General features: G+C 72.2%; 22 protein-coding genes. 13 read left to right on the plus strand and 9 right to left on the minus strand.

Annotated elements, in window-relative coordinates:
- The first annotated feature begins 55 nt into the window (after positions 1–55).
- The 3 genes from KGD83_RS14510 to KGD83_RS14520 are packed head-to-tail and all read left to right on the plus strand — an operon-like array spanning position 56 to position 3,013.
- Positions 56–1,090: a FecCD family ABC transporter permease gene (locus KGD83_RS14510; protein ID WP_212639726.1), complete on the plus strand. Its 1,035-nt coding sequence runs from the start codon at positions 56–58 to the stop codon at positions 1,088–1,090.
- Entirely contained in the window at positions 1,087–2,178 is a 1,092-nt protein-coding gene (locus KGD83_RS14515) for a FecCD family ABC transporter permease (protein WP_212639727.1), read from the plus strand. Before KGD83_RS14510 ends, KGD83_RS14515 begins: the two co-directional genes overlap by 4 nt.
- 19 nt (positions 2,179–2,197) lie before the next feature.
- Positions 2,198–3,013, plus strand: coding sequence for an ABC transporter ATP-binding protein (locus tag KGD83_RS14520; protein ID WP_212639728.1), 816 nt, complete (start codon positions 2,198–2,200; stop codon positions 3,011–3,013).
- A gap of 148 nt (positions 3,014–3,161) precedes the next feature.
- On the opposite strand, the gene KGD83_RS14525 is transcribed toward KGD83_RS14520, so the two are convergent.
- From KGD83_RS14525 to KGD83_RS14540, 4 genes are read right to left on the minus strand one after another with little or no spacing between them, the layout of a single operon-like run.
- Complete coding sequence (locus KGD83_RS14525) at positions 3,162–3,737, minus strand: GTP-binding protein (protein WP_036552209.1); 576 nt, start codon at positions 3,735–3,737, stop codon at positions 3,162–3,164.
- 45 nt (positions 3,738–3,782) lie between these two features.
- Entirely contained in the window at positions 3,783–4,163 is a 381-nt protein-coding gene (locus KGD83_RS14530) for a DUF742 domain-containing protein (protein WP_212639729.1), read from the minus strand.
- A 4-nt stretch (positions 4,164–4,167) separates the two neighbouring features.
- Entirely contained in the window at positions 4,168–4,626 is a 459-nt protein-coding gene (locus KGD83_RS14535) for a roadblock/LC7 domain-containing protein (RefSeq protein ID WP_212639730.1), read from the minus strand.
- On the minus strand, positions 4,626–6,953 hold the full coding sequence (locus KGD83_RS14540) for a sensor histidine kinase (RefSeq protein ID WP_212639731.1): 2,328 nt from the start codon (positions 6,951–6,953) through the stop codon (positions 4,626–4,628). The genes KGD83_RS14535 and KGD83_RS14540 overlap by 1 nt, the downstream gene beginning before the upstream one ends.
- Before the next feature lie 422 nt (positions 6,954–7,375).
- Here KGD83_RS14540 and KGD83_RS14545 point away from each other — a divergent pair, with 422 nt between their 5' ends.
- Positions 7,376–7,660, plus strand: a complete 285-nt coding sequence (locus KGD83_RS14545) for a 4a-hydroxytetrahydrobiopterin dehydratase (RefSeq protein ID WP_047871301.1) — start codon at positions 7,376–7,378, stop codon at positions 7,658–7,660.
- Positions 7,661–7,732: 72 nt separating this feature from the next.
- Here the strand turns inward: KGD83_RS14545 and KGD83_RS14550 are convergent, their stop codons facing one another.
- On the minus strand, positions 7,733–9,352 hold the full coding sequence (locus KGD83_RS14550; RefSeq protein WP_212639732.1) for an AMP-binding protein: 1,620 nt from the start codon (positions 9,350–9,352) through the stop codon (positions 7,733–7,735).
- Positions 9,353–9,470: 118 nt separating this feature from the next.
- Here KGD83_RS14550 and KGD83_RS14555 point away from each other — a divergent pair, with 118 nt between their 5' ends.
- From KGD83_RS14555 to KGD83_RS14580, 6 genes are all read left to right on the plus strand, one after another.
- Positions 9,471–10,499, plus strand: a complete 1,029-nt coding sequence (locus tag KGD83_RS14555; RefSeq protein WP_212639733.1) for an acyltransferase domain-containing protein — start codon at positions 9,471–9,473, stop codon at positions 10,497–10,499.
- 1,120 nt (positions 10,500–11,619) lie between these two features.
- Positions 11,620–13,953: a phosphoketolase family protein gene (locus KGD83_RS14560; RefSeq protein ID WP_212639734.1), complete on the plus strand. Its 2,334-nt coding sequence runs from the start codon at positions 11,620–11,622 to the stop codon at positions 13,951–13,953.
- A complete protein-coding gene (locus KGD83_RS14565) occupies positions 13,953–15,029 on the plus strand; it encodes an acetate/propionate family kinase (RefSeq protein ID WP_212639735.1) in 1,077 nt (358 codons plus the stop codon). The genes KGD83_RS14560 and KGD83_RS14565 overlap by 1 nt, the downstream gene beginning before the upstream one ends.
- 241 nt (positions 15,030–15,270) lie before the next feature.
- Positions 15,271–16,260, plus strand: a complete 990-nt coding sequence (locus KGD83_RS14570) for a tyrosine-type recombinase/integrase (protein ID WP_212639736.1) — start codon at positions 15,271–15,273, stop codon at positions 16,258–16,260.
- A 25-nt stretch (positions 16,261–16,285) separates the two neighbouring features.
- Positions 16,286–17,104: an exodeoxyribonuclease III gene (locus KGD83_RS14575; protein WP_212639737.1), complete on the plus strand. Its 819-nt coding sequence runs from the start codon at positions 16,286–16,288 to the stop codon at positions 17,102–17,104.
- A 12-nt stretch (positions 17,105–17,116) separates the two neighbouring features.
- Positions 17,117–17,863 (plus strand): alpha/beta fold hydrolase, encoded by a 747-nt coding sequence (locus KGD83_RS14580; protein ID WP_212639738.1) that lies wholly within the window; start codon positions 17,117–17,119, stop codon positions 17,861–17,863.
- Positions 17,864–17,917: 54 nt separating this feature from the next.
- Here the strand turns inward: KGD83_RS14580 and KGD83_RS14585 are convergent, their stop codons facing one another.
- Entirely contained in the window at positions 17,918–18,628 is a 711-nt protein-coding gene (locus KGD83_RS14585; RefSeq protein WP_212639739.1) for a class I SAM-dependent methyltransferase, read from the minus strand.
- 348 nt (positions 18,629–18,976) lie between these two features.
- On the opposite strand from KGD83_RS14585, the gene KGD83_RS14590 reads away from it, so the two are divergent.
- Positions 18,977–20,362, plus strand: a complete 1,386-nt coding sequence (locus KGD83_RS14590) for an amino acid permease (RefSeq protein WP_212644430.1) — start codon at positions 18,977–18,979, stop codon at positions 20,360–20,362.
- A 320-nt stretch (positions 20,363–20,682) separates the two neighbouring features.
- Here the strand turns inward: KGD83_RS14590 and KGD83_RS14595 are convergent, their stop codons facing one another.
- Positions 20,683–21,594 (minus strand): alpha/beta hydrolase family protein, encoded by a 912-nt coding sequence (locus tag KGD83_RS14595; protein WP_212639740.1) that lies wholly within the window; start codon positions 21,592–21,594, stop codon positions 20,683–20,685.
- A gap of 102 nt (positions 21,595–21,696) precedes the next feature.
- Here KGD83_RS14595 and KGD83_RS14600 point away from each other — a divergent pair, with 102 nt between their 5' ends.
- The gene (locus KGD83_RS14600; RefSeq protein WP_212639741.1) at positions 21,697–22,266 is read left to right on the plus strand and encodes a TetR/AcrR family transcriptional regulator; all 570 of its coding nucleotides are present in this window, start codon (positions 21,697–21,699) and stop codon (positions 22,264–22,266) included.
- A gap of 389 nt (positions 22,267–22,655) precedes the next feature.
- Here the strand turns inward: KGD83_RS14600 and KGD83_RS14605 are convergent, their stop codons facing one another.
- The gene (locus tag KGD83_RS14605; RefSeq protein ID WP_212639742.1) at positions 22,656–23,708 is read right to left on the minus strand and encodes a DUF6924 domain-containing protein; all 1,053 of its coding nucleotides are present in this window, start codon (positions 23,706–23,708) and stop codon (positions 22,656–22,658) included.
- A gap of 433 nt (positions 23,709–24,141) precedes the next feature.
- Here KGD83_RS14605 and KGD83_RS14610 point away from each other — a divergent pair, with 433 nt between their 5' ends.
- The gene (locus KGD83_RS14610) at positions 24,142–24,660 is read left to right on the plus strand and encodes a hypothetical protein (protein ID WP_212639743.1); all 519 of its coding nucleotides are present in this window, start codon (positions 24,142–24,144) and stop codon (positions 24,658–24,660) included.
- A 73-nt stretch (positions 24,661–24,733) separates the two neighbouring features.
- Here KGD83_RS14610 and KGD83_RS14615 read toward each other — a convergent pair whose 3' ends face one another.
- Complete coding sequence (locus KGD83_RS14615) at positions 24,734–26,092, minus strand: hypothetical protein (protein ID WP_212639744.1); 1,359 nt, start codon at positions 26,090–26,092, stop codon at positions 24,734–24,736.
- Positions 26,093–26,102 lie beyond the last annotated feature (10 nt).

The raw sequence follows: 26,102 nt of genomic DNA on the forward strand, positions 1-26,102 counted from the left end.
GCACCCCACCAGGGCAGCCGCGTCCACCACCCACGCCACAACGAACGGGGAAGCCGTGGCCCTGCGCGCCCCCACACTCACGCGCCCCACCCTCACCAGGCGCATCGTCCGCCCCATCGGGCTGGTCGCCGCCCTGGTCCTGCTCACCCTGTGCGCCCTGCTCAGCGTCACCATCGGCACCAAACCCATCCCCGCCGCCGACGTGTGGGCCGCACTGACCGCCTACGACGGCTCCTACGACCACGACGTCATCCGCAGCCTGCGCGCACCCCGCACCGTCATCGGCGTCTTCGTCGGCGCCGCCCTGGGCCTGGCCGGAGCCCTCATGCAGGCCCTGACCCGCAACCCCCTGGCCGAACCCGGCATCCTCGGCGTCAACTCCGGCGCCGCCGCGGCCGTGGTCATCGCCGTCACCGCCTTCGGCGCCACCGGCACCGGCTACGTGTGGCCGGCCTTCCTCGGCGCCGCCCTGGCCGCCGTCGCCGTCTACGCCCTGGGCTCACGCGGACGCTCCAGCGCCACCCCCGTACGCCTGGCCCTGGCCGGAACCGCCGTCGCCGTCGTCCTGCAGGGCCTCGTCCACGGCGTGTTCGTCCTCAACGAGTTCGTCTTCGACCGCATCCGCTTCTGGCAGGTCGGCTCCCTGGTCGGACGCGACCTGGACGTCTTCTGGCAGGTGGCGCCCCTCCTGATCGCGGGCATCGTCCTCACCCTGTGCCTGGGACCCTCCCTCAACGCCGTCGCCCTGGGCGACGACCTGGCCGCCACCCTGGGCGCCAACATCCCCCTCATCCGCGCCGCCACCGCCGTGGGCGTCATCCTGCTGTGCGGCGCGGCCACCGCCGCCGCGGGCCCCATCTGGTTCGTCGGCCTCATCATCCCCCACGCCGCACGCCTGGTCACCGGACCCGACCAGCGCTGGCTGCTGCCCTACTCGGCGGTCCTGGGCGCCGTCCTGCTCACCGCCGCCGACACCCTGGGCCGCGTCATCGTGCCGGGCGCCGAACTGGAGGTCGGCATCATCACCGCCTTCGTCGGCGCCCCCCTGTTCATCGCCCTGGTCCGCAGCACGAGAATGGCCCAACCGTGAGCCGCACCCTGACACCGCACCGCCCGCGCGAGCGCGCCCGCACCACACCCCGCGGCTCCTTCGCCCTGCGCCTGTTCGGCGAACGCCTGTCCCTGCTGGTGCGCCCGCGCACCCTCGTCGTCGCCGCGGTCCTGACCGCCCTCAGCACCGGCGCCCTCATCGTCTCGGTGGCCGTGGGCGACTACGAGATCCCGCTGGGCGCCGTGCCCGCCGCGATCGTGGGCTACGGCGAACGCCTGGACGTGTTCTTCGTCCAAGGGGTGCGCCTGCCCCGCGCCCTGACCGCCATCGGCGTGGGCGCCGCCTTAGGGCTGGCCGGAGCCGTCTTCCAGAGCCTGTCGCGCAACCCCCTGGGCAGCCCCGACATCATCGGCTTCACCGGCGGCGCCGCCACCGGAGCCGTCGCCGTCATCCTGCTCTTCGGCGCCGGACGCCTGGGCGTGTCCCTGGGAGCCATCGCCGGGGGCATGCTCACCGCCGCCGCCGTCTACCTGCTCTCCACCAAGAACGGCGTCCAGGGCTACCGGCTGGTCCTGGTCGGCATCGGCATGGCCGCCATGCTCGGCGCCGTCCGCGACTACCTGCTCACCCGCGCCGAACTCACCGACGCCCTCAGCGCCCAGATCTGGATGATCGGCAGCCTCAACGGCCGCGGCTGGGCCGAGGTCGCGGCCGTGTGGATCTGCCTGGCCCTGCTGGCACCCATCCTGCTCTGCCTGGGCCAGCGCCTGCGCTTCATGGAACTGGGGGAGGACACCGCCCGCGGCCTGGGCGTGCCCACCCGCTCCACCCAGCTGATCGCCCTGGCCGCCGCCAGCGCCCTGACCGGTGCCGCCATCGCCGTCTCGGGCCCCATCGGCTTCGTCGCCCTGGCCGCGCCCCAGCTGGCCCGGCGCCTGACCCGCACCGGCGGCACCACCCTGGCCGGATCCGCGCTCATGGGCGCCGCCCTGCTGGCGGTGGCCGACCTGGTCGCGCTGCGCGCCCTGGCCCCCACCCAGCTGCCCGTGGGCGTGGTCACCGCCGTCATCGGCGGCAGCTACCTGATCTGGTTGCTCTACACCGAATGGCGCGGCGGACGTGCCTGACCGAAACCGAGGAAGAACGATGACCATCGCCGACCACTCCGCCTCCCGCCTCAACGGACGCGACCTCACCCTGGCCTACGAGCAGCGCGTCATCTCCCAGAACCTGGCCGTCACCATCCCCGACAACTCCTTCACGGTGATCGTGGGACCCAACGCCTGCGGCAAGTCCACCCTGCTGCGGGCCCTGTCGCGCACCCTCAAGCCCGCGCACGGCCACGTGCACCTGGACGGCAAGGCCATCAGCTCCTACCCCGCCAAGGAGGTCGCCCGCCGCCTGGGGCTGCTGCCGCAGACCTCCATCGCCCCCGACGGCATCGGCGTGGCCGACCTGGTGGCCCGCGGCCGCTTCCCCCACCAGGGGTTCCTGCGCCAGTGGTCCAAGCAGGACGAGGCGGTCGTGGCCGAGGCCATGGCCTCCACCGGTGTGGCCGAACTGGCCGAGCGGTCGGTGGACGAGCTCTCCGGCGGGCAGCGCCAGCGCGTGTGGCTGGCCATGGTCCTGGCCCAGCAGACCCCCCTGCTGCTGCTGGACGAGCCCACCACCTACCTCGACATCGCCCACCAGATGGACATGCTCGACCTGTGCGCCCAGCTGCACGCCGAACGCGACTACACCCTGGTCGCGGTCCTGCACGACCTCAACCACGCCTGCCGCTACGCCACCCACCTGATCGTGATGAAGGAGGGCGCCATCGTCGCCGAGGGCGACCCCTCCACCGTGGTGACCGCGACCCTGGTCGAGGAGGTCTTCGGCCTGCCCGTGCGCATCATCCCCGACCCCGAGACCGACACCCCGATGATCGTGCCCCTCGACCGCCGCGGCGCCACCCGCTGACCCCACGACCGCCGCCGACCTGCTCGGCCGCCGCAGGCCCAGGCGGGGGAGGGGCACGCGGTCCCCAGGCTGGCGGGCAATACGGTGGGGCCCGGGGCGCACCACGCGACCCGGGCCCCACCGCGCCCCTCCCTCGGGGCGTCCCCTCTCAGGCGCCCGACAGCTCCAGGCGCAACACCAGAGCCACCAGCTCCACCAACACCTCCTTGACCGACTCCCGGTCCCGGGCGTCGCACAACAGCAAAGGCACCCGCTCCTCCAGGTCCAGCGCCACCCGCACGTCGTCCGCCCGGTGCGTGCGCTGCCCGTCGAAGCAGTTCACCGCCACCACGAACGGCACCCCGCGCGACTCGAAGAAGTCGATCGCGTCGAAGGAGTCCGCCAACCGCCGGGTGTCGGCCAACACCACCGCCCCCAGCGCGCCCTCAGTCAACTCCTCCCACATGAACGAGAACCGCCGCTGACCCGGCGTACCGAACAGGTACACCACCGTCGACCCGTCCAGCGTGATCCGGCCGAAGTCCAGGGCCACCGTCGTGGTCGCCTTGGCCTCCACCCCGTCCAGATCGTCCACGCCCACACTCTCGGAGGTCATGACCTCCTCGGTGTGCAGCGACTCCACCTCGCTCACCGCCGAGACCAGGGTGGTCTTACCCGCCCCGAAGCCCCCCGCGACCACGATCTTGAGGGTGTCGGGAACCGGTCCCGCACCCTCGGCGTCCATCACGACCAACGACACATCCACTCCACCTCGACACCACCTTGCCCCTCACAGCTGACGGATGCGCTCCAGCACCGAGCGCAGAGTCCCGGCGTCGGGCCGGTGCCGCTCCCAGTCGGAGGTGCGCACCACCACACGGCCCTGGTCCAACAGGTCCGCCAGCAGGATCCGCGTCACTCCCAGCGGAAACCCCGACCGCGAGGCCACCTCGGCCACCGACACCGGCTGCGCGCACAGCGACAGGATCAGCTCCAGCTCCGGGTCCAACCGCGCCCCGGCGGCCGAGGCGACCGCGACCACCTGCGAGGTCATCGAAAAGTCCGTACGCGAAGGGCGTGTGCGCCCACCCGTCAACGAGTACGGCCGGATCAGACTCGACTCGAACGACCACTCCCGTCCCGACTCCCCACTGGACGGCTCAGCGTCCACGCCCTCACCTCCTCACGCTCCCGCGCCGCGGCAGCGCCGACAGGTGCGGGCCCACCTGGCGCACCAGACGGTTCACCTCGAACGCCGCCTGGCCCATGTCGCACGTGGACTCGGCCACCAGCGCCAGCGACGCGCCCTGACCGGCGGCCAGCACGAAGAAGAACACGTTGTCCATCTCCACCACCGTCTGACGCACCTCCGCGGCGCCCAGTTGCCCCCGCGCGCCACGGGCCAGGCTCGCGAAACCGGACGCGATCGCGGCCAGCCGCTCACCCTGCTCACGCCCCAGGTCGTCCGAGCACGACAGCAGCAGCCCGTCCGCCGACAGCAACAGCGCGTGCCGCGCCCCCGCCACCCGCCGCACCAGGTCGCCCAGCAGCCAGTCCAGCGTCCTGGCCGGGGACTGCTCCTCCGCCGCTTCGGCCGTCCGGCCTCCCGCCGCAGCGTCCGCCGTCATCGACATCACCCTTCCGAGCTCTCACCGGGGCGCGCACCGCGCACGCCGTCTCCATCCCCGTCCGGGGGCTGTGCGCGCCCGCGCAGGCTCCCGGACTGGAAAGCACTCATCATCGACCGGATCTCGGTCAGCGACCTCTCGGCCGCCGCCTCCCGGCCCCCGGACTCCCCGGGCGCGGCCGGTGCGGGCGCGGGGGAGGGCCGCACGCCCTTGCGCCGACGCCGGGGCAGACCCTTGTAGGTGTCGCCCGTGTCCTGGTCCGCCGCACCTCGCGGGGTTTGGGTGCCGCTCTCGCGCGCGGCCCGTTCCCCGGCGCCGCCCGGTGCGGCCGGGGAGCCGCCCGCCAGGACCAGCCGCTGCGGGCGCGCGCTCTCCCGCGCGGGCGCGGCCTTCGGGTCACCGGTCGGCTCGGGCCCCTCGGCGCCCGTGTCCCGGTCCGCCAGCGCGTCGGCGGGGACGGTCACCACCGCGCACGTGCCGTGCTCGGGCCCGGCGCTCAGCGTCACCTCCAGGCCGTGGCGCGCGGCGATGGTGGCCACCACGAACAACCCCAGCTGGGAGTCCTCGCGCATCCGGGCCAGGTCGAAGCGCGGCGGGTCGCGCAGCAGCGCGTTGGCCGCCTCCACCTGCTCCCGCGTCATCCCCAGGCCCCGGTCGCGCACCTCCAGCACGCATCCGCCGGCCTCGCCGTTTCGGCCGTGCACCGTCACCTCCGTGCCCGGGGGCGAGAAGGACGTGGCGTTCTCCAACAGCTCCGCCAGCAGCCGCACGGTGTCCGCGCCCACCTCGCCGCGCAGCGCCACTCCCGGCACCGCCAGCACCCGCACCCGTACGTAGTCCTCGATCTCGCTGGCCGCGGCCCGCACCGCCTCGTGCAGACGCACCGGAGCCAGCCCCCGCCGTACCGGTGCGTCCCCGCTGAGCAGCATCAGGTTCTCGGCGTTGCGCCGCATCTGGGTGCTGAAGTGGTCGATGCGAAAGAGCGACTCCAGCACCTTGGGGTCGGTCTCGGCGCGCTCCAGCGCGTCCAACAGCCCCAGTTGCCGGTGCACCAGCGCCTGCGTGCGCCGGGCGATATTGCGGAACATGTTGCGCACGCCCGCGCGCACCTGCGCCTCCTCCACCGCCGCCGCCACGGCCGCGCGCTGGGCGTCGTTGAAGGCCTCGGCCACCTGTCCGACCTCGTCGTTGCTCTCCACCCGCAGCCGGGGAACCTCGGCGTCCACGTCCACGCTGCCGCCCGCGCGCAGCCGGGCGGTCACCTCGGGCAGGCGTACCCGGGCGTGCTCCAGGGTGGCGGTGCGCAGGTCCTGCAGGCGCCTGCCCAGGCGCTGGGTGGCGCCCACCGCGACCGCGGAGGAGACCAGGGCGGCCACCAGGGCGGGCACGCTCACCAGCAGGACGCTGGTGCGCAGTTCGGCCGACTGCGAGCGGCTGAAGGCGATGACGAGGTCGATCTGTCCCTGCTCGACGTCGCGCATGCGCGCGTCCACGGCCTCGGCGGCGCCCTGCCAGGCGGTGGCGTTGACCGGCACGGTGGCCCCGCCCCGTACGGGCATGGAGATGATGCTCTCCTGTAGCTGGTAGATGCGCTGCAGCTCGGTGTAGGACTCCAGTTCGATGTAGTCCTGGCTGTCCTCCTCGCTCATCTCGACCACGACCCGTTCCCAGGTGTAGTGCTGGGCCCCGGCCGCGGCGGCGAACTGGGCGTGGGCTTGGACGGGGAAGGAGTTGGTGGCCACGGCGTGGGCCAGGACGGTGTCCTGCTGGTTGAGGAGTTCGCGGGTGCGCATCAGCGAGGTCAGGGAGCGCAGGTGCGGGGCCTGGGCGGGGTCGGCGCGCTCGACCTGGCCGTCCCACACGCGCAGGCCCTGTTCGATGACCTCGTCGTAGACGGCGGAGGTCTCCTCCAAGTCGATCTCGGTGGGGGAGGAGGCGTCCACCCGGGCGCGCAGGGTGTCGACGCGGTTGACGGCGGCGCGGAATGCCAGGGCCTGTTCGGGCAGGTCCTGGACGTCGAAGGCGTCCAGGCTCCGGCTCAGGGCGTCCACGGCCTCGTCGGTCTGCTGGCGCGAGTAGGTCAGGTACAGGGCGGTGCGCTCGGTGCCCCAGGCCGCGTCCATGGTGGCGCGGCGTTCGCGCTGGAGCGCGCCGATGGTCTCCTCGACGGGGACGCCGACCTGTTCGGTGAAGGTGGCGGTGGTGCGCAGCTCTCCGATGTCGCCGACGAGCAGGGCGGTGAAGGCGGCCCACAGGGCCAGTAGCACGGTGCTGGGGAACAGGACCAGCGTGATCATGCGGGCGCGAAGCGAACGGCGCTTGTTGTGTTGCATGGGCTCGCTCTTGGGGGAGGGCGGTGGACGCTACCTGCGGGGGCGTCCACCGGTGTGGGGGAGGGCCGGAGTTCCCCAGAGTGAACCGCTCAACGGGGGATTGCGCAAGCCTGAGGGGGACATCGTGGCCCATACGGGCAGGATCGGTGCAGGTGGGAGGTCTGGCCTCAGCTTGGTAACGCGAACTGCGAAGCTACTAAGTACATTAAAATCTACGTCGTACAGCCGGGCCTTCAGTTTTCTACGAAACAAGAGAACAGAGAGAGAAGGCGCGGCTCCGCCGCACCGACCACCACAGGCTCACACGTCGGGGGACACGCACGCCGCATGTGACCCCCGCCCCGCACACGGGTACGTAGCCCCCAGCGACCACCCGCACGCGCACCGGCGCGCGCGACCGCCACCGGGGGAGAGGACCCGCCATGAGACTCACCGAGGAACAGATCCGCGACGGCCTGACCCGCCTCACCGACTGGGAACTGGACCCCGCCGCACCCGCCATCCGCCGCACCGTGCGCCTGCCCGACTTCCCGGCCGCCATCGCCCTGGTCAACGAGATCGCCCAGGCCGCCGAACAGGTCGACCACCACCCCGACATCGACATCCGCTACGACACCCTGCACCTGGCGCTGAGCACCCACTCCGAGGGAGCCGTCACCGACAAGGACATGTCCCTGGCCGCACGCGTGGACGAACTCGTCCCCTGACACCGCGGCCCCGGCGCCCGGTCCCGGAGGGGGAGCGCCCCACCGACCCGGACCACAGGACGCAGCCCACCGTCAGCGCAGCCGCGCCCGGCGCATCTTGCCCGAGGCCGTGCGCGGCAGCTCCTCCACGAAGTCCACCACCCGCGGAGCGGCGTGCGCCGCGAACCGCTCGCGCACCCACCCCTTCAGCTCCTCGGCCAGTTCCGGATCGGCCTCACGGTCGGCGCCCAGAACCACCCGCGCACCGATCACCTGTCCCGCCAACTCGTCGGGGATCGAGTACACCCCGCACTCCTGTACCGCGGGGTGGGCGTTGAGCACCGACTCCACCTCGCTCGGACCGATCCGGTACCCGTAGGTCAAGATGGCGCCGTCGTCACGGGTGGAGAAGAACAACGACCCCTGACGGTCCTGGATACCGGTGTCCCCGGTCAGGTAGTAGGCGCGGTCGGGGGTGAACCGGACCTGCGAGGCCCCCTCCTGGCCGACGTAGCCCTCGAACCAGGCCAGCGGACTGTGCGCCAGGTCCACCGCCACACGCCCGTAGGCGCCCAGGGGAGCGGGGTCGTCGGAGATCGCCTCCAGGATCTGCACCCGCCAGCCCGGCAGGGCGGGACCGATCGCCCCCGGCGGCGGATCGGCCGGCTCCTGACCGGTCTCGCCGTTGGGCACGCCCACACACCAGCCCAACTCGGTCTGCCCGTAGTGGTCGCGCACCGGGACGCCGAACACGTCGGTGACCCAGTCGATGACGTCGGGGGCCAACGGCTCGCCCGCACTGGCCAGACTCTGCACCATCACCTCGGGCGGCAGGGTCTTGGTGGCCGCGCGCAGCGTCCGGTAGGTGGTCGGATCGGCGGCCAGATTGGTCACGCCGTGCACGCCCAGCACGTCCAGGGTCAGCTCCGGATCGAAGAACCCGGCCCGCAGCGCCAGGGAGTTGTGCCCGGCCAGCAGCGGCGAGACGAGCCCGTGGTAGAGGCCGTAGGCCGAACCCGGGTCGGCGGTGTTCCAGTAGACGTCGTCCTCGCGCACGCCCAGACCGTAGTGGTGGTAGGCGTGCATGGCGGCCAGGGCGCGCACGGGCACGCGCACGCCCCGGGGCGGACCGATGACCCCCGAGACGTAGACGAAGGCCAGCAGACCCTCCCCGCCCACGGCGGCGTCGGGCACCGGCGGCGCCGCGGCGGCGCGGGCGGCCAGCCCGGTGAGGGTGTGGTCGCCCTCGTGTGCGGGCTCGGCGGCGGTGGTGACGATGTGCCAGGGGCGGTCGGCGCCGGGGACGAGCTTGGCGCGGTACTCGGCGTCGCACACCACCAGGCGGGCGCCGGAGTCGGTGAGGCGTTCGTTGATGGCCGAGGGGGCGAAGGAGGAGAGCAGGGGGACCAGCACGGCTCCCAGACGCCACACGGCCAGGGCGGTGACGGTCAGGTCGACGCCCTTGGGGATGAGGGTGGCGACGCGGTCCCCGCGGGTGACGCCCAGGTCGGCGAGGCCGGTGGCCAGGTCGCGGGAGCGCTGGGTGAGTTCGCCGAAGGTGAGGGTGGTGGCCTCCAGGGTGGGGCCGATCTCGGTGGTGGCGGTGGCGTGGGGGTCGTGGCGGTCGCAGAGGAGGTGTGCCACCGATGTGGTGGGTGTGTCGTAGGTGGCGAGCCAGTCGCGGACGTGGTGCTCCGGGTCGGGCACGGGCATCGGTGACGGTCCTCTTTTTCGGTTGGTGTGGGGCTTTCGCGGGTTACGTCAACACTATGCCCACCTGTGAGCCTGGCCTCACTCGCGCGTCGCGTGGGCGCTGGGACATGATGTGGGGATGGATAGCGTCGCGGTGGTGGAATGGTTCGGTCTGGGGGCGGATGCGCGCCTGTGGCTGGAGGAGGCGGAGCGGCTGCCGGAGCCGGTGAGGGCTCTGGAGGTTCCCGTGGGTGCTGAGGCGGAGCGGGTGTTGGACCTGTTCGCGCTGGAGGCGGTGGACCGGGCCGAGGTGGCGGCGCTCTGGCCGGGTTCGGGCTCTGAGCTGGGGGAGTGGCCGCCGCAGCTGTGGTACCTGGTGGAGTGCATGTACCGGCGCCTGTGCGCGGACGCGGACCTGGCGCTGGGGGAGTGGCGGGACTGGCCGTCGCTGGTGGAGGCCGAGGACGCGCGGGTGCGCGCGGCGTCGCTGTGGGCGTTCGCGGCGCGGGTGCCCGCGCAGTTCGAGGCGCACGCGAAGTTGGGCGTGGACCCGGCGGTGACGGCGGCGACGCTGGCCGACGTGGGCGTGCAGGTGGCGCGGTCGCGGCGGATGTTCGGCCGGTTGAGCGTGGAGACGGCCTCGTGGGTGGCGGCGCAGTTCCGGGGGCGCCTGTACTGGGTGGGCGGGTTGCAGCTGGAGCCGGGGGTGCTGACCGACCAGGGCGGTGTGGAGTGGTACGCCGAGCGGGAGGCGGCGCGGCTGGGTCCGGGTATGGGGCGCGGGGACCTGGCGCTGCGGTTGCACATCCCTTCGGGAGGCCTGGACCCGGCGTCGGTGGATGACGCGCTGGGGCGGGCGCGGGGGTTCGCGCGGGCGCACCTGGGGTTCGATCCGGTGGTGGCCACGTGTACGTCGTGGTTGCTGGACCCGCAGTGGGAGGAGGTGTTGGGGCAGGACTCCAACATCGTGGGGTTCCAGCGGAGGTTCACGCTGGTGGGGCGCGGGCAGCCGGGGGAGTCGGACGTGTTCCGGTTCGTGTTCGGGATGCCGGTGGTCGACGTGGCGGCGGCCGGGCGGCGTACGCGGTTGGAGCGTGCGGTGGTGGAGCGGCTGGAGTCGGGGGGTGCGTGGCAGGTGCGCACGGGGTGGTTGCGGCTGCCCGAGTAGGGCTCGTGCGCGGGTTTCCCGGGGCTCGGCGGCGCGGGCCCCGGGGAAGGCGGGCCTGCGGGTGCCGGAGCGGAGGGAGAGGGCCCGTAGGGTTCTGCCGGGGCGGGCCGAAGGGCCTTGCGGCTGAGAGGCGCCGTTCGGCCCTGGTGGCACGAGAGGGCGGGCGGAGGAGGGGCTGATCACCTCTACTTTACATAATGTGCATTATCGGCGATATGGGAGAGCCTGCGGGGAAGGGGTTCTCGGGTCTGCGGGACGTGCGCGGCCGGGATGTGCGTCGGTGCGTCCGGCGGCTGGCCGCGCCGGCGCGGTCGGGCGGCCGGGCCGCCGGGTGGCGGTGCGCGCCGGTCCGGGTTCGGCGCTGAGAACGCCGTCGCGCGGTCGGCGTGGCCAGCCGCCGGACGCCTGGAGCGTCTGCGTGCTGGTCTGCCGCAAGGCCCCATTCCTTCGGGCGCGCTGACGGGTTCGCCCCGTCCGGGTCGGCCTCGGCGTCGGGGCCGCTGTGCGGGCGCCCCGAGGGCCTCACCTGCGGTCACGCGTGACCTGGGTGCCTTTGCGCCGTGGCTGGCCATCCGGGCGGGGCGTGACGCCCCGGTGCGGCAGGTCGGGTCCGGGGAGAAGGCGCCGGTGGGTGGCGGGGTGTCCCCCTGCGAAGGCACTCCTCTCCCGACTCCTCCATGTTTCATGCATAAACAGTGTTATGCATGATTTTGTAGGGTTTTGTACTTCTATGCGAAGTTTCGTGGCGGTTGGTTGGCCGTCGAGCCGTTCACCGGCGACCTCCGCCCCCTCCCGTGCTCGACGCGCTTCCCGTGCCCCGCCGCGCTCCTTGGCCCGTGTGCGCTCGTCCCACCCCGCCCGCTCCCCCTCCCCCGTCCCGACCTCCGGGTCCGGCGTCGCCCGCGAGGCGGCGCCCCGCGTTTTGCCTCCCCCTCCCCGGGCAGGAGGGCGGCGTGGCGAACAACGGTTCCCCGCCCGGGCCGGACGGCCCCGCGGCACGCCTGCCGTGATCGGGAGAGCACACAGGGTCAGCGTGGTCGGGTCGGGTGCGCACTCCCCCGGTCCACCGGCCCGCCGCTCCCCCTCAGCGCACGAAGGCACCCTCCTGGGAGGACGAGGCATGGCCCTGCAAGAGGACGAACTGCGAGGCGTGGACGCCTACTGGCGGGCCGCGAACTACCTGTCGGTCGGGCAGATCTACCTGCTGGACAATCCGTTGCTGCGTGAGGAACTGCGGCCCGAGCACATCAAGCCGCGCCTGCTGGGGCACTGGGGTACCACCCCGGGGCTGAACTTCTGCTACGCGCACCTGAACCGGGCGATCCGTGGTCGGGACCTGGAGATGATGTACGTGATGGGGCCGGGGCACGGCGGTCCCGCGGCGGTGGCCAACGCCTGGCTGGAGGGCACCTACAGCGAGGTGTACCGGCACGTGAGCCAGGACGTGGAGGGGATGCGGCGGCTGTTCCGGCAGTTCTCCTTCCCCGGCGGGGTGCCCAGCCACGTGGCGCCCGAGACGCCGGGGTCGATCCACGAGGGCGGGGAGCTGGGGTACTCGCTGGCGCACGCCCAGGGGGCGGTCTTCGACAACCCCGACCTGGTGGTGGCGTGCGTGGTGGGCGACGGTGAGGCCGAGACGGGCCCGCTGGCGGGCAGCTGGCACGGCAGCGCGTTCCTGGACCCGGTGCACGACGGCGCGGTGCTGCCGATCCTGCACCTGAACGGGTACAAGATCGCCAATCCCACGGTGCTGGCGCGTATCCCCGAGCGGGAACTCCTGTCCTACTTCGAGGGGCTGGGGTACTGCCCGCTGCTGGTCAGCGGTGAGGATCCGGAGTACATGCACCGGCGGATGGCCGAGGCGGTGGACGAGGCGCTGGAGGAGATCGCGCGGATCCAGCACCGGGCGCGGGTGTCGGGTGTGCGCGAGCGAGCGGTGTGGCCGGTGGTGATCCTGCGTTCGCCCAAGGGGTGGACGGGGCCGGCGGAGGTGGACGGCGAGCCCGTGGAGGGGACGTGGCGTTCCCACCAGGTGCGTTCGGACGAGGGGCACCGGAGGCAGTTGGAGGAGTGGATGCGCTCCTACCGGCCAGAGGAGCTGTTCGAGGAGTCGGGCGCTCCGGTGGCCGAGGTGCGCGCACAGGCGCCGGAGGGCGAACGGCGGATGAGCGCGAGTCCGCACGCCAACGGCGGGGTGCTGCGGCGGGAACTGGTGTTGCCGGACTTTCGCGGGTACGCGGTGGACGTGGGCCGGAACGGGACCCAGACCGGTGAGGCGACGCGGGTGCTGGGAGGTTTCCTGCGGGACGTGATCCGGGCCAATCCGCGGACGTTCCGGTTGGTGGGGCCGGACGAGACGGCCTCCAACCGGTTGGACGCGGTGTTCGAGGCCTCGGACAAGGAGTGGCAGGCCGAGCGGCTGGCGACCGATGAGCACCTGGGGCCCGGCGGCCGGGTGATGGAGGTGCTCAGCGAGCACCTGTGCCAGGGGTGGTTGGAAGGTTACCTGTTGACCGGGCGGCACGGGCTGTTCGGCTGTTACGAGGCGTTCGTGCACATCGTGGATTCGATGTTCAACCAGCACGCGAAGTGGTTGAAGGTGTCCCGGGATCTGCCGTGGCGGCGTCCGATCTCGTCGTTGAACTACCTGTTGACCTCGCACGTGTGGCGTCAGGACCACAACGGGTTCACCCACCAGGATCCGGGGTTCCTGGACGTGGTGCTCAACAAGCCCGCGGAGGTGGTGCGGGTGTACCTGCCGCCGGACGCCAACACGCTGTTGTCGGTGGCCGACCACTGCCTGCGCTCCAGTGACTACGTGAACGTGGTGGTGGCGGGCAAGCAGCCGGGGCTGGGGTACCTGTCGATGGACGAGGCGGTGGCGCACTGTGCGCGCGGGATCGGGATCTGGGAGTGGGCCAGTACCGACGGTGGGGCGGAACCGGACGTGGTGCTGGCGTGTGCGGGGGACGTGCCCACGTTGGAGGCGTTGGCGGCGGCGGACCTGGTGCGCCGGTGGCTGCCGCAGGTGCGTGTGCGGGTGGTCAACGTGGTGGACCTGATGCGGTTGCTGCCCGACAGCGACCACCCGCACGGGTTGCCCGACGCCGAGTACGACGCCCTGTTCACCACGGACAAGCCGGTGGTTTTCGCCTTCCACGGGTATCCGTGGCTGGTGCACCGGTTGGCCTACCGCAGGTCGGGCCACGCGAACCTGCACGTGCGCGGATACCGGGAGCGGGGCACGACGACCACACCGTTCGACATGGTGATGCTCAACGACCTGGACCGGTTCCATCTGGTGATGGACGTGATCGACCGGGTTCCGGGGTTGGGTCAGCGAGCGGCGCAGGTGCGTCAGCGGATGGCGGACGAGCGGTTGCGGCACCGGGCCCACACCCGGGAGTTCGGTGAGGATCCGGCGGAGATCCGTGAGTGGGTGTGGCCGTACTGATGCGTGTTCTGGTGGTCAACGCGGGGTCCTCCAGCCTGAAGCTGGGGGTGGTGGACGGTGACGGTGCTGTGCTGGCCTCGGAGTCGCTCGCGGCGCGCGGGGGGCACTGGGACCCGCGGGAGCTGAGCCGGGCGCTGGAGGGTGTGCCCGAGGTGGACGCGGTGGGTCACCGTGTGGTGCACGGCGGCGGTGAGTTCGTCGATCCGGTGCGGTTGGACGCCTCGGTGGTGGAGCGGTTGCGGGCGTGGGGTTCGTTGGCGCCGCTGCACCAGCCCAAGGCGTTGGAGGCGATCGAGGCGGTGGGGCGGGCGTTGCCGGGGTGTGCGGCGGTGGCGTGTTTCGACACCGCCTTCCACGCCGACCTGCCGGAGGTGGCGTCGGCGTACGCGGTGCCCGAGCGGTGGCGGCGGGAGTGGGGGGTGCGCCGGTACGGGTTCCACGGGCTCTCGCACGCCTATGTGTCGCGGCGGGCGGCGGAGTTGACCGGTGGTGAGCGTGTGGTGAGCGCGCATCTGGGGTCGGGTGCGTCGTTGGCGGCGGTGTCGGGCGGGCGGTGTGTGGACACCACGATGGGGTTCACCCCGTTGGAGGGGGTGGTGATGGCCACGCGTTCGGGGAGTGTGGATCCGGGGTTGGTGCTGTGGTTGGTGCGCCATGGCGGGTTGTCGGTGGAGGAGGTCCAGCGGGGGTTGGAGCGCGAGTCGGGGTTGTTGGGGCTCGCGGGGACCGAGGACATGCGTGAGGTGTTGGAGCGCGAGGACGCGCGGGCGCGGTTGGCGCTGGGGGTGTACGTGCACCGGTTGTGTGCGGGTGTGGCGTCGATGGCGGCGGCGCTGGGCGGGGTGGACACGTTGGTGTTCACCGGTGGTGTGGGCGAGGCGGCGGCTCCGGTGCGTGAGCGCGTGGCGCTGGGGCTGGGTTTCCTGGGGGTGGGTGTGGACGGTGCGGTGAATGCGGCTGTGGAGGGTGAGGCGGAGGTGACGGGTGCGGGTGCGCGGGTGCGCACGTTGGTGGTGCCCTCGCGTGAGGACGTGGAGATCGCGGCGGGGGTGCGGCGGGTGCTGGGCGGGGGGTGAGTACCCCTCCCCCGGTTCCTGCGCCTTGTCTGTGTTCTTCGTGCGGTTTCGCTTCAGGGGTTCTTGGTGGGTGCGGGGTGTCGGGGTGCCGTCGCCGTCGGGTTCCTCCTCCTCTTCCCCGCCGCCGCGCGGTTGCCGGGTGCGTCGTGGCGTCCTCTCCCCCGCTGTCCGGTGTCGAACGCGTTCGGACGCGGTGGAGGGAGGCGGTGGCAGCGCCCGCGGAATCGGGGATGCTGGGGGTATGAGTGCTCAGACGGGGCCTGTGGCCGAGGCTGTGGAGCAGTACCTGGTGGCGCGTCGGGCGGCCAAGCCCTCCCCGCACACGGTGGCCGCCTACCGGCGTGATCTGTGCGGGGTGCTGGGGTGTGTGGCGCAGGTGGTGGGTGTGGAACCCGAGCGGGTGGGGTGGCAGGACTTGGAGGCGGGGGTGCTGCGGGCGGCGTTCGCGGAGTTCGCCGGGGAGCGGGCGGCCTCCAGTGTGGTGCGGGCGTGGTCGACGTGGAACGGGTTCTTCGGGTTCTGGGTGGCGGAGGGGGTGGTGGCGGGCAACCCCATGTCGGCGGTGCCGCGGCCGCGGGTGCGTCCTTCGGGGCCCAAGCCGTTGATGGGTGAGGACACGCCGGAGCGGTTGTTGGAGGCGTTGGCGCGGGGTGCGCGCAAGGCGCGTGATCCGTGGCCGGAGCGGGATCTGGCGGTGCTGGCGTTGGCGCTGCTGACGGGGATGCGGTCGGCGGAGATGTTGTCGCTGCGGGTGGAGTCGGTGGGCGGGCGTTCGGGTGAGCGCCGTATCCGGGTGGTGGGCAAGGGCGGGGGTGAGCGGGTCCTGCCGATCGAGGTGCCGTTGGAGGCGCTGTTGGAGGCCTATCTGGTCTCGCGGCGTGAGCGGTTCGGGGTGGTGCGCGGGTCGGATCCGTTGTTGGTGGACAACCGGGGTGAGGGGTTGCGCCGGGGCGGTCTGCAGTACCTGGTGCAGCAGTGCTACAGGCACGCGGGTGTGCACGACCGGGTGGCGCGGGGGACGCTGGTGCACGCGTTGCGGCACACCTTCGCGACGCGGTTGGCGGAGGACGGGGCGTCGGTGTCGGAGATCATGCACCTGCTGGGGCACGCGTCGGTGGCGTCGTCGCAGGCCTACATCGAGGTGACGGCGCGGGCGCAGCGGGAGGCGGCGTCGTCGAACCGTACGTACGGGGTGCTGCGGCGTCTGGTGGCCGAGGGCGGGGGCGGCTGAGCCGGGGTGTGGCTAGGCTTTGCCTGTGGATACGACTTACTTGACTGTGTCATCGGTGAACGTGAACGGGTTGCGGGCCGCGGCGAAGAAGGATCCGGGGTTCGTGGGGTGGTTGGCGGACACCGACGCCGACGTGGTGTGCCTTCAGGAGACGCGGGCCGAGGCCGAGCAGTTGCCGGCGGGTGTGGTGGCGCCTGAGGGGTGGCACGTGGTGTTGGCTCCGGCGGCGGCGCGGGGGCGTGCGGGGGTCGCGGTGTACTCGCGGCGTGAGCCCGACGAGGTGCGGGTGGGGTTCGGGCATGCCGAGTTCGAGGACGCGGGCCGGTATGTGGAGGTGGACCTGGGTGAGGTGACGGTGGCGAGCCTGTACCTGCCCTCGGGTGAGGTGGGCACCGAGCGCCAGGAGGAGAAGGAGCGCTTCATGGAGGCGTTCCTGCCGTATCTGGTCAAGCGGCGGGCCGAGGTGGAGGAGCGCGGTCGTGAGCTGGTGGTGTGCGGTGACTGGAACATCGCCCATGCCGAGGTGGATCTGAAGAACTGGCGGGCCAACCGCAAGAACGCGGGGTTCCTGCCCGAGGAGCGGGAGTGGTTGTCGCGGGTCCTGGGCGAGGCGGGGTTCGTGGACGTGGTGCGGTCGTTGCGTCCGGATCAGGAGGGGCCCTACACGTGGTGGTCCTACCGTGGTCGTGCCTTCGACAACGACGCGGGGTGGCGGATCGATCTCCAGGTGGCCACGCCGGGGTTGGCGGGGCGTGCGGTGGAGGCGCGGGTGGAGCGTGCTGCTGAGCACGCTGGGCGTTGGTCGGATCATGCTCCGGTGACGGTGCGCTACCGGGTGCGGTAGGAGGAGGCGGTCATGGGTGTGCCGATCGTTCTGGTGCACGGGTTGCGGGTGTCGGGGAGTATGTGGCGTCCGCAGGTGGAGTTGTTGGAGAGCGAGGGGCGCACGGTGGTGGTCCCCGACCTTCCGGGGCACGGGTCGCGTCGGGGGGAGGAGTTCTCGCTGGGGCGTGCGGTGGACGCGGTGTTGGCAGCGGTCGACGGCGTGGGCGGTCGGGCGCTGGTGGTGGGGCTGAGCCTGGGCGGGTTCGTCTCGATCGCGACGGCGGCCGCGGCTCCGGGGAGGGTGGCGGGGTTGGTGGCGGCCGGGTGTACGGCCAAGCCGGCGCAGTTGTTGGCGCAGGTGTACCGGATTCCGGCGGTGTTGATGGACCGGTTGCCGGACAAGGGCGCGGCGGTCAACGAGCGGTTCCACCGGTTGACGTTGCGTGATGGTGCGGCGGAGGCGGTGTTGGGGGGTGGTTTGGCGGTGGAGGCGGCCACGGCGGTGATCGACGCGGTCTCGGAGATGGACGTGTTGGCGGCGTTGTCGGCGTACGAGGGGCCGGTGTGGTTGATCAACGGGGCGCGGGACCACTTCCGGATCCATGAGAAGCGTTTCTTCGACGCGTGTGCGGACGGCCGGTTGGTGAACGTGCCGAGGGCGGGGCACATGGTGAGTTTGGACCAGCCGGTGAATTTCTCGCGGATCGTCGCGGACGCGGCTGATGTGGTGTCGGGGCGTGAGCGTGCGCGGCGTGCGCTGGAGGCCGGGGAGGGCTGAGGCCGCGGCGGTCACGGGGGCGGGGGTTGGTGTGCCTTCGCCCCCTTCGCCGTGTCAAGGGGTGGGTGCTGGCAGGCGGAAGTAGATGGCGGGGTTGTGGTGGCCGGGGCGCAGGGGTGCGGTCAGGCCGAGTTCTTCCTTGAGTTCGCGTAGGGCGCGGTGGGTGTGGGGTGCGCGGGCGGAGGAGGCGGTGAAGAAGCCGGTGGTGTGGGCGGTGAGCCAGGCCATGACGTGGGCGCCTTCGGTGAAGGGCGGGGTGGAGTGGCGGCGGAAGACGTCGTGGACGGTGACGGTGGTGTGCGGGGGCAGGGCGGGCAGCAGGTGGTGCAGGTACCAGCGGGCGAACCAGCCCTGGTGGGTGGCGTTGATGTGCAGGTGGTCGGTGCGCGGGGGCAGGTGGGCGGTGCTGGTGCGGATGTCGCCGTGGGTGAAGGTCCAGCGGTCGTGGGACAGGTCGGTGGGGACGTGGCGGGGTGCGTGGTCGCGGGTGTCGAAGGAGTGCAGGTGGCCGGTGCCGTTGTCGCGCAGGGCGGACAGGATCCAGGTGGTGGACCAGCCGTGGTCGGTGCCGATCTGGACGGTGTGGGCGGGGGTGTTCTCGCGTAGGAGGAGGTAGGTGATCTCGGCTTCGATGTCGTCGGTGCAGGGGCGCAGGCGGGGGTCGGCGGTGTGGTGGTGGCGCATCTGGTCGCGGACGCGGGCCAGGTCGTCGCGGTGGGTGCGGTAGAGGTGGCGGATGTGGTCGAGGTCGATGGTGGTGGGCATGTGGTTTCCCCGGGTGTGGCGCTGACACGGTGTGGTTGCTGAAAGTAGCAGTGTTGTCGCCTTGTGTTCACCTGGGGGTGGGTGTGTCGTCGTGTGCGGGGCCGGGCCGCGGTGCGCGTTGGGCGGGCGGTGGGTGGGGCCGGTGCGGGGGTGATGGCCGGTCGGTGTTTGTTACATATTGCACATGATCGGGTCATCCGCTGTTTTCGGTGGGTTCTGGACTGTCCAAGGAGTGGGATGCTCCCTAAGGTTGGCCAGGTGACAAGCAGTGCGACGCCGCCTCCGAGCGCGGCCAACCAAACGCAGACCTCCGGTGCCGGACTGGCCCACTCGCTCCGGCGCCGCCACATGGCGCTGATCGCGATCGGCGGTTCGGTGGGCGCCGGGCTCTTCATCGGTTCCGGGTCGGTCATCCAGATGGCGGGCCCGGCGGCGGTGTTCTCCTACGTCCTGGCGGGCGCGCTGGTGTTCTTCACCCTGCGCGCCCTGGGCGAGATGGTGGTGGCGGTTCCGGCCGGGGGCTCCTTCTCCGACTACGCCCGGCTGGCCTTCGGTCCCCGCGCCGGTTTCACCATCGGGTGGGTGTACTGGTGGATGTACGCGGTGCTGGTGGCGGCGGAGTCGGTGGCCGGTGCGGCGATCCTGGGTCAGTGGGTGCCGGGTGTGCCCGGGTGGGCGCTGGCGCTGCTGGTGCTGTCGTCGATGACGGTGGCCAACCTGGTCTCGGTGCGCGTGTTCGCCGAGACCGAGTCGTTCTTCTCGTTGGTCAAGGTGGCCACGATCGTGGCGTTCCTGTTGATCGGCGGCTTGTGGGCGCTGGGGCTGTGGAGCGGTTCGGGCGGCTCCAGTGTGGCCAACCTGTGGGAGCACGGCGGGGTGGCGCCCAACGGTTGGGTGGCGGTGCTGGCGGCCACGGTGGTGGTGCTGTTCGCCTTCGGCGGGGTGGAGATCATCACCGTGGCCGCGGGTGAGAGCTCCGAGCCCGAGCGCGGTGTGGCCTCGGCGGTGACCAACGTGCTCTGGCGGATCGGTCTGTTCTACGTGGCCTCGATCCTGGTCGTGGTGATGGTGCTGCCGTGGAGCAGCGTGGATCCGGGGCGCAGCCCGTTCGTGGCGGTGATGGAGCACGTGGGTGTGCCCGGGGCGGCGCTGATCATGGAGATCGTGGTCTTCGTCGCGGTGCTGAGCGTGTTGAACGCGGCGATGTACACCTCCTCGCGGATGCTGTTCACGCTGACCCGGCAGGGGGACGCTCCGCGGGTGCTGCGCGGGGCCAACCGGCGGGGTGTGCCGGTGCGGGCGATCCTGCTCGGCACCGTGGTGGGGTACGGGGCGGCGGTGGCCGACTACCTGTGGCCCGACCGGGTGTTCCCGTTCCTGGTGGCCTCGATCGGCGCGATCCTGTTGGTGCTGTTCCTGACCATCTGCGCCTCGCAGTTGGTGGTGGGGGCGCGGGTGCGTCGGCGTGAGCCGCAGCGGTTGACCCTGCGGATGTGGGCGTTTCCGTACCTGACGTGGGTGGTGTTGGGGGGTCTGGTGACGATCTTCGTGGCGATGGTGGTCATCCCCGACCAGCGTCAGGCGCTGTTGGCTTCGGTGGGGTCGGTGCTGGTGGCGCTGGTGGCCTATGAGTTCCGGCGCCGGTGGGGGCGTACGCCGCCCACGGACCGGGTGCTGGCGGTGCCGGACCGGCCCGACGCGGAGGCGCTGCGCCGTCACCAGGGCGTCGACTAGCGCGGTGGTGTTCCGGTAGCGCTTGTCGGGGTGACGCGGTGTGCTTGTGGGGGTTTTTCACCCGTTGGGGGCGTTCGTCGTGGATACGGTCCCCTCCCTCCGGCGGGGGCAAAGCCAGGGCTGGTGGCCGACGACGGGTTTCGCCAGTGCCACGCCCACTCCCCCATGGGCGCTCTGTCGGTCTGGGCCGACATGGCCGTGCTGGGTACCGATCCCGACCCGTACCGCAGATGCTCGAAAGCTCGTGGCCGAAGGCCCCGGCCAGGACGTGGCCCCGCCCGCCGGTGACCGCCGGGCGTGCCCCGGCGGTCTGGCTGGTCTCACTTGCTGGCGAGGCTCCACGTACCGTCACTGCCTTGGGCTGTGTCGTGGAGGGTGTTCCACCCGGTGTCGTCGAGGTCCAGGGCCGCGCGCAGGTAGGCGGAGATCGCGTCGGCTGTGAGGGCGGCGCGGGCGGGGTCCTCGTCGGTGGTCTCGGCGACCTTCTCGCCGGCGATTCCGCCCATGGTGTGCTCGGCCTCGGTGATGGTGAGCAGGCTCTTGGGCGCCGGGCTGAGGTGGTAGGCGTCGGTGAACCACTCCGGCCCGCGGGTGGAGAGCTGTGAGTCGTCCTTGCCGCCCGCGACGACCAGGGTCGGGGTGGTCATGGTGGAGAAGTCGGGTTTCATGAAGGGAAGGTTCTCGGCGGCGAACGGGGTGAGGGTGTCGCCGGTTCCCGTCGCCCCGATCAGCGCGCCGGCGGAAACGGCGGGGTGGGAGAAGTCCTCTCCCGCGGTGCCCTCGGCGTCCAGCACGCGCGCGCCGAGGAGTGCGCCCGCGGTCTGCGCGCCCCAGGAGTGGCCGACCACTGCGGTGCGCCCGCGGTCGGCGCGGGTCTCCAGGCCGGCCTGGGCCAGGACGTGCGCGAGGTGGTCGAGGATCGCGTGCAGGTCGTTGATCCGCACGCGCCAGATGGTGGCGAAGCGCGGGTCGTCCCAGGTGATGGCGTTGCGGCGGGAGTCCAGGTGGGTGGGCTGTACCACGACGAATCCGGCGGCGGCCCACCGGTCGACGAGCGGCCCGTACCCGTCCAGTGACCACGCGTTCCCGTGGGAGAAAACGATCACGGGCAGGTTGTGGCCGGATCGGGGCGCAGTGACCTTCACCTGAAGGTCGATGCCGCGCCCTGGCGAGGGGACGACGATGGGCTTGACCGAGACGATCTGCTGGCTGAGGGAGTGGGACGAGGACATGGGGGTCCTGCGCTTTCTGTGGGTTCCGGGATGCCATAATTTGGCGGAGCGTCGTTCCGCCAAAATAACGGAACATTGTTCCGCTAGCAAGGGGAGGCATCCGTGCCCGAGTCGGTCGGGGTACGCCAGGCACAGGCTCAGCGCACCCGCGGTGGTGTGCTGGAGGCCGCTGCGGCGGTCTTCGTGGAGCGGGGCGTCCAGGCGCCCGTCCGCGATATCGCAGAACGCGCCGGCGTGGGTGTCGGCACGGTCTACCGGAACTTCCCGACCCGCGCGGATCTCGTCACTGCCGTCTACCGGCACCAGATCGACGCCTGCACCGCTCTCGCGCCCCGGCTTCTCGAGGAATCCGCCTCGCCGTTCACCGCCCTGGCCCTGTGGACGGACGCGTTCGTGGACTTCCTCGTGACCAAGCACGGCCTCGGCGCGGCGCTGGGGTCCGGTGACCCGGGGCTGGAGAACCTCCACGCCCTCATGCTCGACACCCTGGTCCCGGCCTGCGCGTCATTGCTGGACGCCTGCGCCGCCACCGGGGAACTTCGCCCCGGTGTCACCGCCTACACGCTCCTGCGCGCCATCGGAAACCTCTGTATCACCGGGCCCGACTACGGCCAGGCTGATGCCAAGGGCATGGTCGCGCTCCTCCTGGCCGGATGCCGCAGCGGGGTGTGACGAGGGAGGCCACCGCTGCTCGACGATGAGGTCCGCTCCTGCCCGGGGAAGGGGTGCGCGGCGGCGAACCTCGTCCGCGAGCGGGTCCCGACCGGGCAGGATGGGTGAACCTCATCAGGGGGCCCGCCCCGGTGCGACGGCATCCGGTGCGAGCAAGCCCCCGCGCGACGCGGCGTCGTGCGGGGGCTGTTGTGGCCGGTGCGCGGCCTCGGGCGGATTCCGGCGCCGGGTCCCGGAGCGATCCTCCTCACCCGGCACCCGTGTAGACACGGGCGGTACCCGACGGGCGCCGGCTCGGTCCTCGGGCCCGTGTCCGCCGGGCCCTGCCGCTCCACGGGTGCCCTGCTCCGCAACCCAGCGGCGATGCCCGGTCGCCGGGGCCGCCAGGCTTACCCCTGCTCCCCCATCATGACCGCCGGCCCGTCCGGCAAGCCCTGGTTGATCCAGTCCAAGATGTCATTGTTGGCGACGAAGAGGTTGGCGGCCATGCTCCGCACCTTGTACGAGGGCAGGCGGAAGGACCACCCGACCTCGTCCGCCAGGGGCACCACCAGGACGGTGGGCTCGGAGCCGGCCATGGAGGTTTGGTCGGCGATCGCCACCACTTCCTCGCCCGTCTCCTCTTCTTCGCCGTCCTCGTCATCGTTGGGGCGGACGACTGCCATCACCTGCTCCGGTGTGGCCCCCGCAAAGGCCGGATCGTCCACGATCTGCACGTAGGGCTGGTAGTCCTCGGGGGTGTCGATCCGTGGGTCGAGGCGGTCCGCGTCCGCCGTGAGCGCGGCCCAGGCGCGGTCGTCGCTGAAGTCGGTGCGCACGAGCAACCCCCAGTTGTTCTGGGTGATCACGGGCAGGGGGGCGGCGGGCGGCTGGTAACGGGGCGGGTTGGCCGTTGTCTCCAGGACCTCGCCCACCACGTCAGGGGAGCCGTCCAACCAGTCCTCGTAGGACTCTCCGGGTTCGAGTTCGACCTCGGCGGCACCGTGCTCCTTGTGGTGCTCCAGGGTGTCCTCGATGCTGGGGCGGTGCGCGACCAGGTAGGTCATGGCCGCCTGGCGGGGCGTGACGCGGAACCGGTAGAGGTCGTCGTCGCCGGGGAGGAAGGCCGTGAGCGGGCGCAGGTGGGGGTCGCGGCTGGTGCCGCCGTCGGCGATCAGGACCAGGTCCGGAACCCAGGCGTCCTCGTCGCTCAGCGCCCGGGACACCTCCACCGGGGTGGCGCCCCGCCATGCGGGGTCCCCGGCCACGAGCAGGCGCCGGAGGATGGGCCCCTGGGCCGGGGGCAGGGGCTGTCCGGGGGTGTGGGCGACCATGCCGGGCAGTTCGCCCATGCGGGAGAGCACGTCGTTCCAGGCGGTGTCGTCGCAGTCGCCGCGGATCAGTAGCGCGCCGGGCACGTGCTCGGTCTCGCCCTCGGGGGGCGGGGGCAGGGTTGGGTACATCAGGGCGCCTCTTCGGGGTCGCGGTGTACGGTCACACCGGTTCTACCGGGCGGGAGCGACAAACCGGGGTCCTCGGGGGTTCGCGGGCGGACAGGGGCCCGCACGGCAGGACCGATGATCTGGGGGGCAAGCGCGGTCGGTCCCGCCGACACCGGGTCACACACCCGCGGCGGCGCGCCCTGGGGCTCTGGAACGTGGGCACCCGCCAGCGGAAGCGGGGCAGCGGGACGTCGCCCCGGGTGCGCGCCTGGGGCCGGTACACGCCGTGGAAACACGCCGCGGTGGCGGATACGGAGGATACGGGGGAGGTCGTCGCCCCCTTTCGGGCGCATCTTGTCCGCTCCCTGGAACGAGTGCCAGTCTTGAGGTGATGTGATGCCGTTTCTGGTTTTTGTCGCTAGGGTGCTGCGCAACCTCTGAGAGGAGCACCCCCGTGCGTCACTTCGTCGGCTTGCTGTCCGGTCTGATACTGGGTCCGTTGCTGATCCTGCTGGTGGGGTGGGCGTTCACCCACCTGCGCGGCCTGCACGCGGTCGGTCTGGGCGTCCTGCAGGGCTCGGGTCCCCTGGCGGTGGCCGGGTTGGTGGGTGCGGGGCTGTTGGTGGCGATGGTGGCGGTGCCGCCGCGGCTGACGCCCATGCTGCCCCTGGGCGCGGCGCTGGCCGTGGGTTCGCTGAGCGCTCTGTCGGTGTGGCGGATGTACCTGCTGGAGCGGTTGCCGCAGCTGCCCGGGACCGAGGGCGCGCTGGTGCTGCTGCCGCTGGGGGTGTTCGTGCCCTTGGTGGTGGTGCTGGTGGCCCCGGTGTTCGTGGGGCAGCGCTGGCGCCGTGAGGACGATGAGGGTCCCGGCGAGGAGGAGTACTTCGAGGGCCTGTACGAGGAGGAGCGCGACCCCCGGCGCACGCGGAGCGCGACCGAGTCGGTGCCCCACACCCCCCGGCACCGGGCCTGAGGCAAGGCGGCCCGGGCCCCTCGCGGGGTCCCGGGACGCCGGTGTGGGGTCGGGTGAGGTGCGGCGCGGGCCGTCAGCGCCAGGCGGGTCCCCAGCCCGAGCTGTTGGACACCCCGGGCGGCAGGGGCGGCAGGATGCCGTTGCCGCCGCCGGGCTCGGCGGGGGGCCCGGGCGCGCGGGGCGGTTCGGGCCGCTGCGGGCGGGTGGAGGGCTGCGCGGGTTCGGGGCGGGGTGCGCTGTGCGTCTCCGGTGGGGCCGCCGGTTCGGGGGCGGGGGCTTCCTCGGGCAGGAAGCCGCGCACGCGCAGGGGTTCGGCCTCCTCGTTGCCGAGTACGACCGGTTCGGGCAGTGGCGGGTGCTGGTCCTCGTCGGCGCTGGGGATGGCCGGTTCCGCCGGTGCGACGCGCTTCCACCACAGCGCCGCCTCCTCGGGGGGCAGTTCGGCCTCCACCTCCAGCCAGCCGCGTACCTGGGGGTGGCGCCTGGCGGCGTTCCAGGAGCGGGGGTAGGGCTGCTCGTCCAGGACCAGCAGGTGTTCGCCCTCCAGGGTGGGGATATCGGCGGGCAGGCCCTCGTTCCACACCCAGGTGCCGTCGTGGGCTACCAGGTTCCACCAGCCGCGCACGGTCTGGGCGGCGGGGTCGGGGGCGCTGTCGCGGAAGGCGGCGACCCAGCGCGGGTCGGGCGGGTCGCCGGGCAGGCCCTGGCGGTGGGGGCCGATGAGGGCGTCGGCGAGCAGGGTGTGCAGCTGGGCGTTGTCGCCCACGCCTTCGAAGCGGACGCGGAAGGCGCGCTGGGAGGCGCGGTCCAGGACCAGGGTGTCGGTGGCCTCGGCCATGCGCAGCAGGTCGTGGACCTGGCCGAACTCGGTGAGCAGCTCGGAGAGCTGGTTGGCGATGGCCAGGAGCTCGGCGTGCAGGGCGGGGTCGCGGCGCATGTGGGCGCGGACCGGGGCCTCGCTGAGCATGGTTCTGGCGGCCAGGCCGTGGCGGCGGATGGTCCACCAGCACATGGTGGCGCCGGGGGCGTCGTTGCCCAGGTCGGCGGTCACGCGGGCCTCGGCGTCGGCGGTGACGGCGTCGGGGTCGGGTGGGGCGTCGGTGCCGGTGCGTTCCCAGGCGCGGACGAAGACGATGGCGCCCCGGCCCATGGTGCGCAGGCGGCGCAGGACCTCGATGCCGGTGGGGCCGGGTTCGGTGCCCATCTCGACCAGGGCTCCGGCGACCAGGGACAGGTCGGCGATGATGCCTGGGGCCGCGTGGTCTCCCGAGAGCAGGGGGGCCAGGGCCTCCAGGGCGAGTTCTCGTTCGGAGGCGGGGATCTGGGAGGCCAGCACGTAGACCTTGTGGACGGCTGGGGGGAAGTGTTGGGGGTCGGTGGCGACGGAGGCGTCGATCAGTTCTTGGAACGCCGCGCGAAACTCGTCGACCATGGGCCCGTCC

Source organism: Nocardiopsis akebiae (assembly GCF_018316795.1).
In the GTDB taxonomy this organism is placed as follows: domain Bacteria; phylum Actinomycetota; class Actinomycetes; order Streptosporangiales; family Streptosporangiaceae; genus Nocardiopsis; species Nocardiopsis dassonvillei.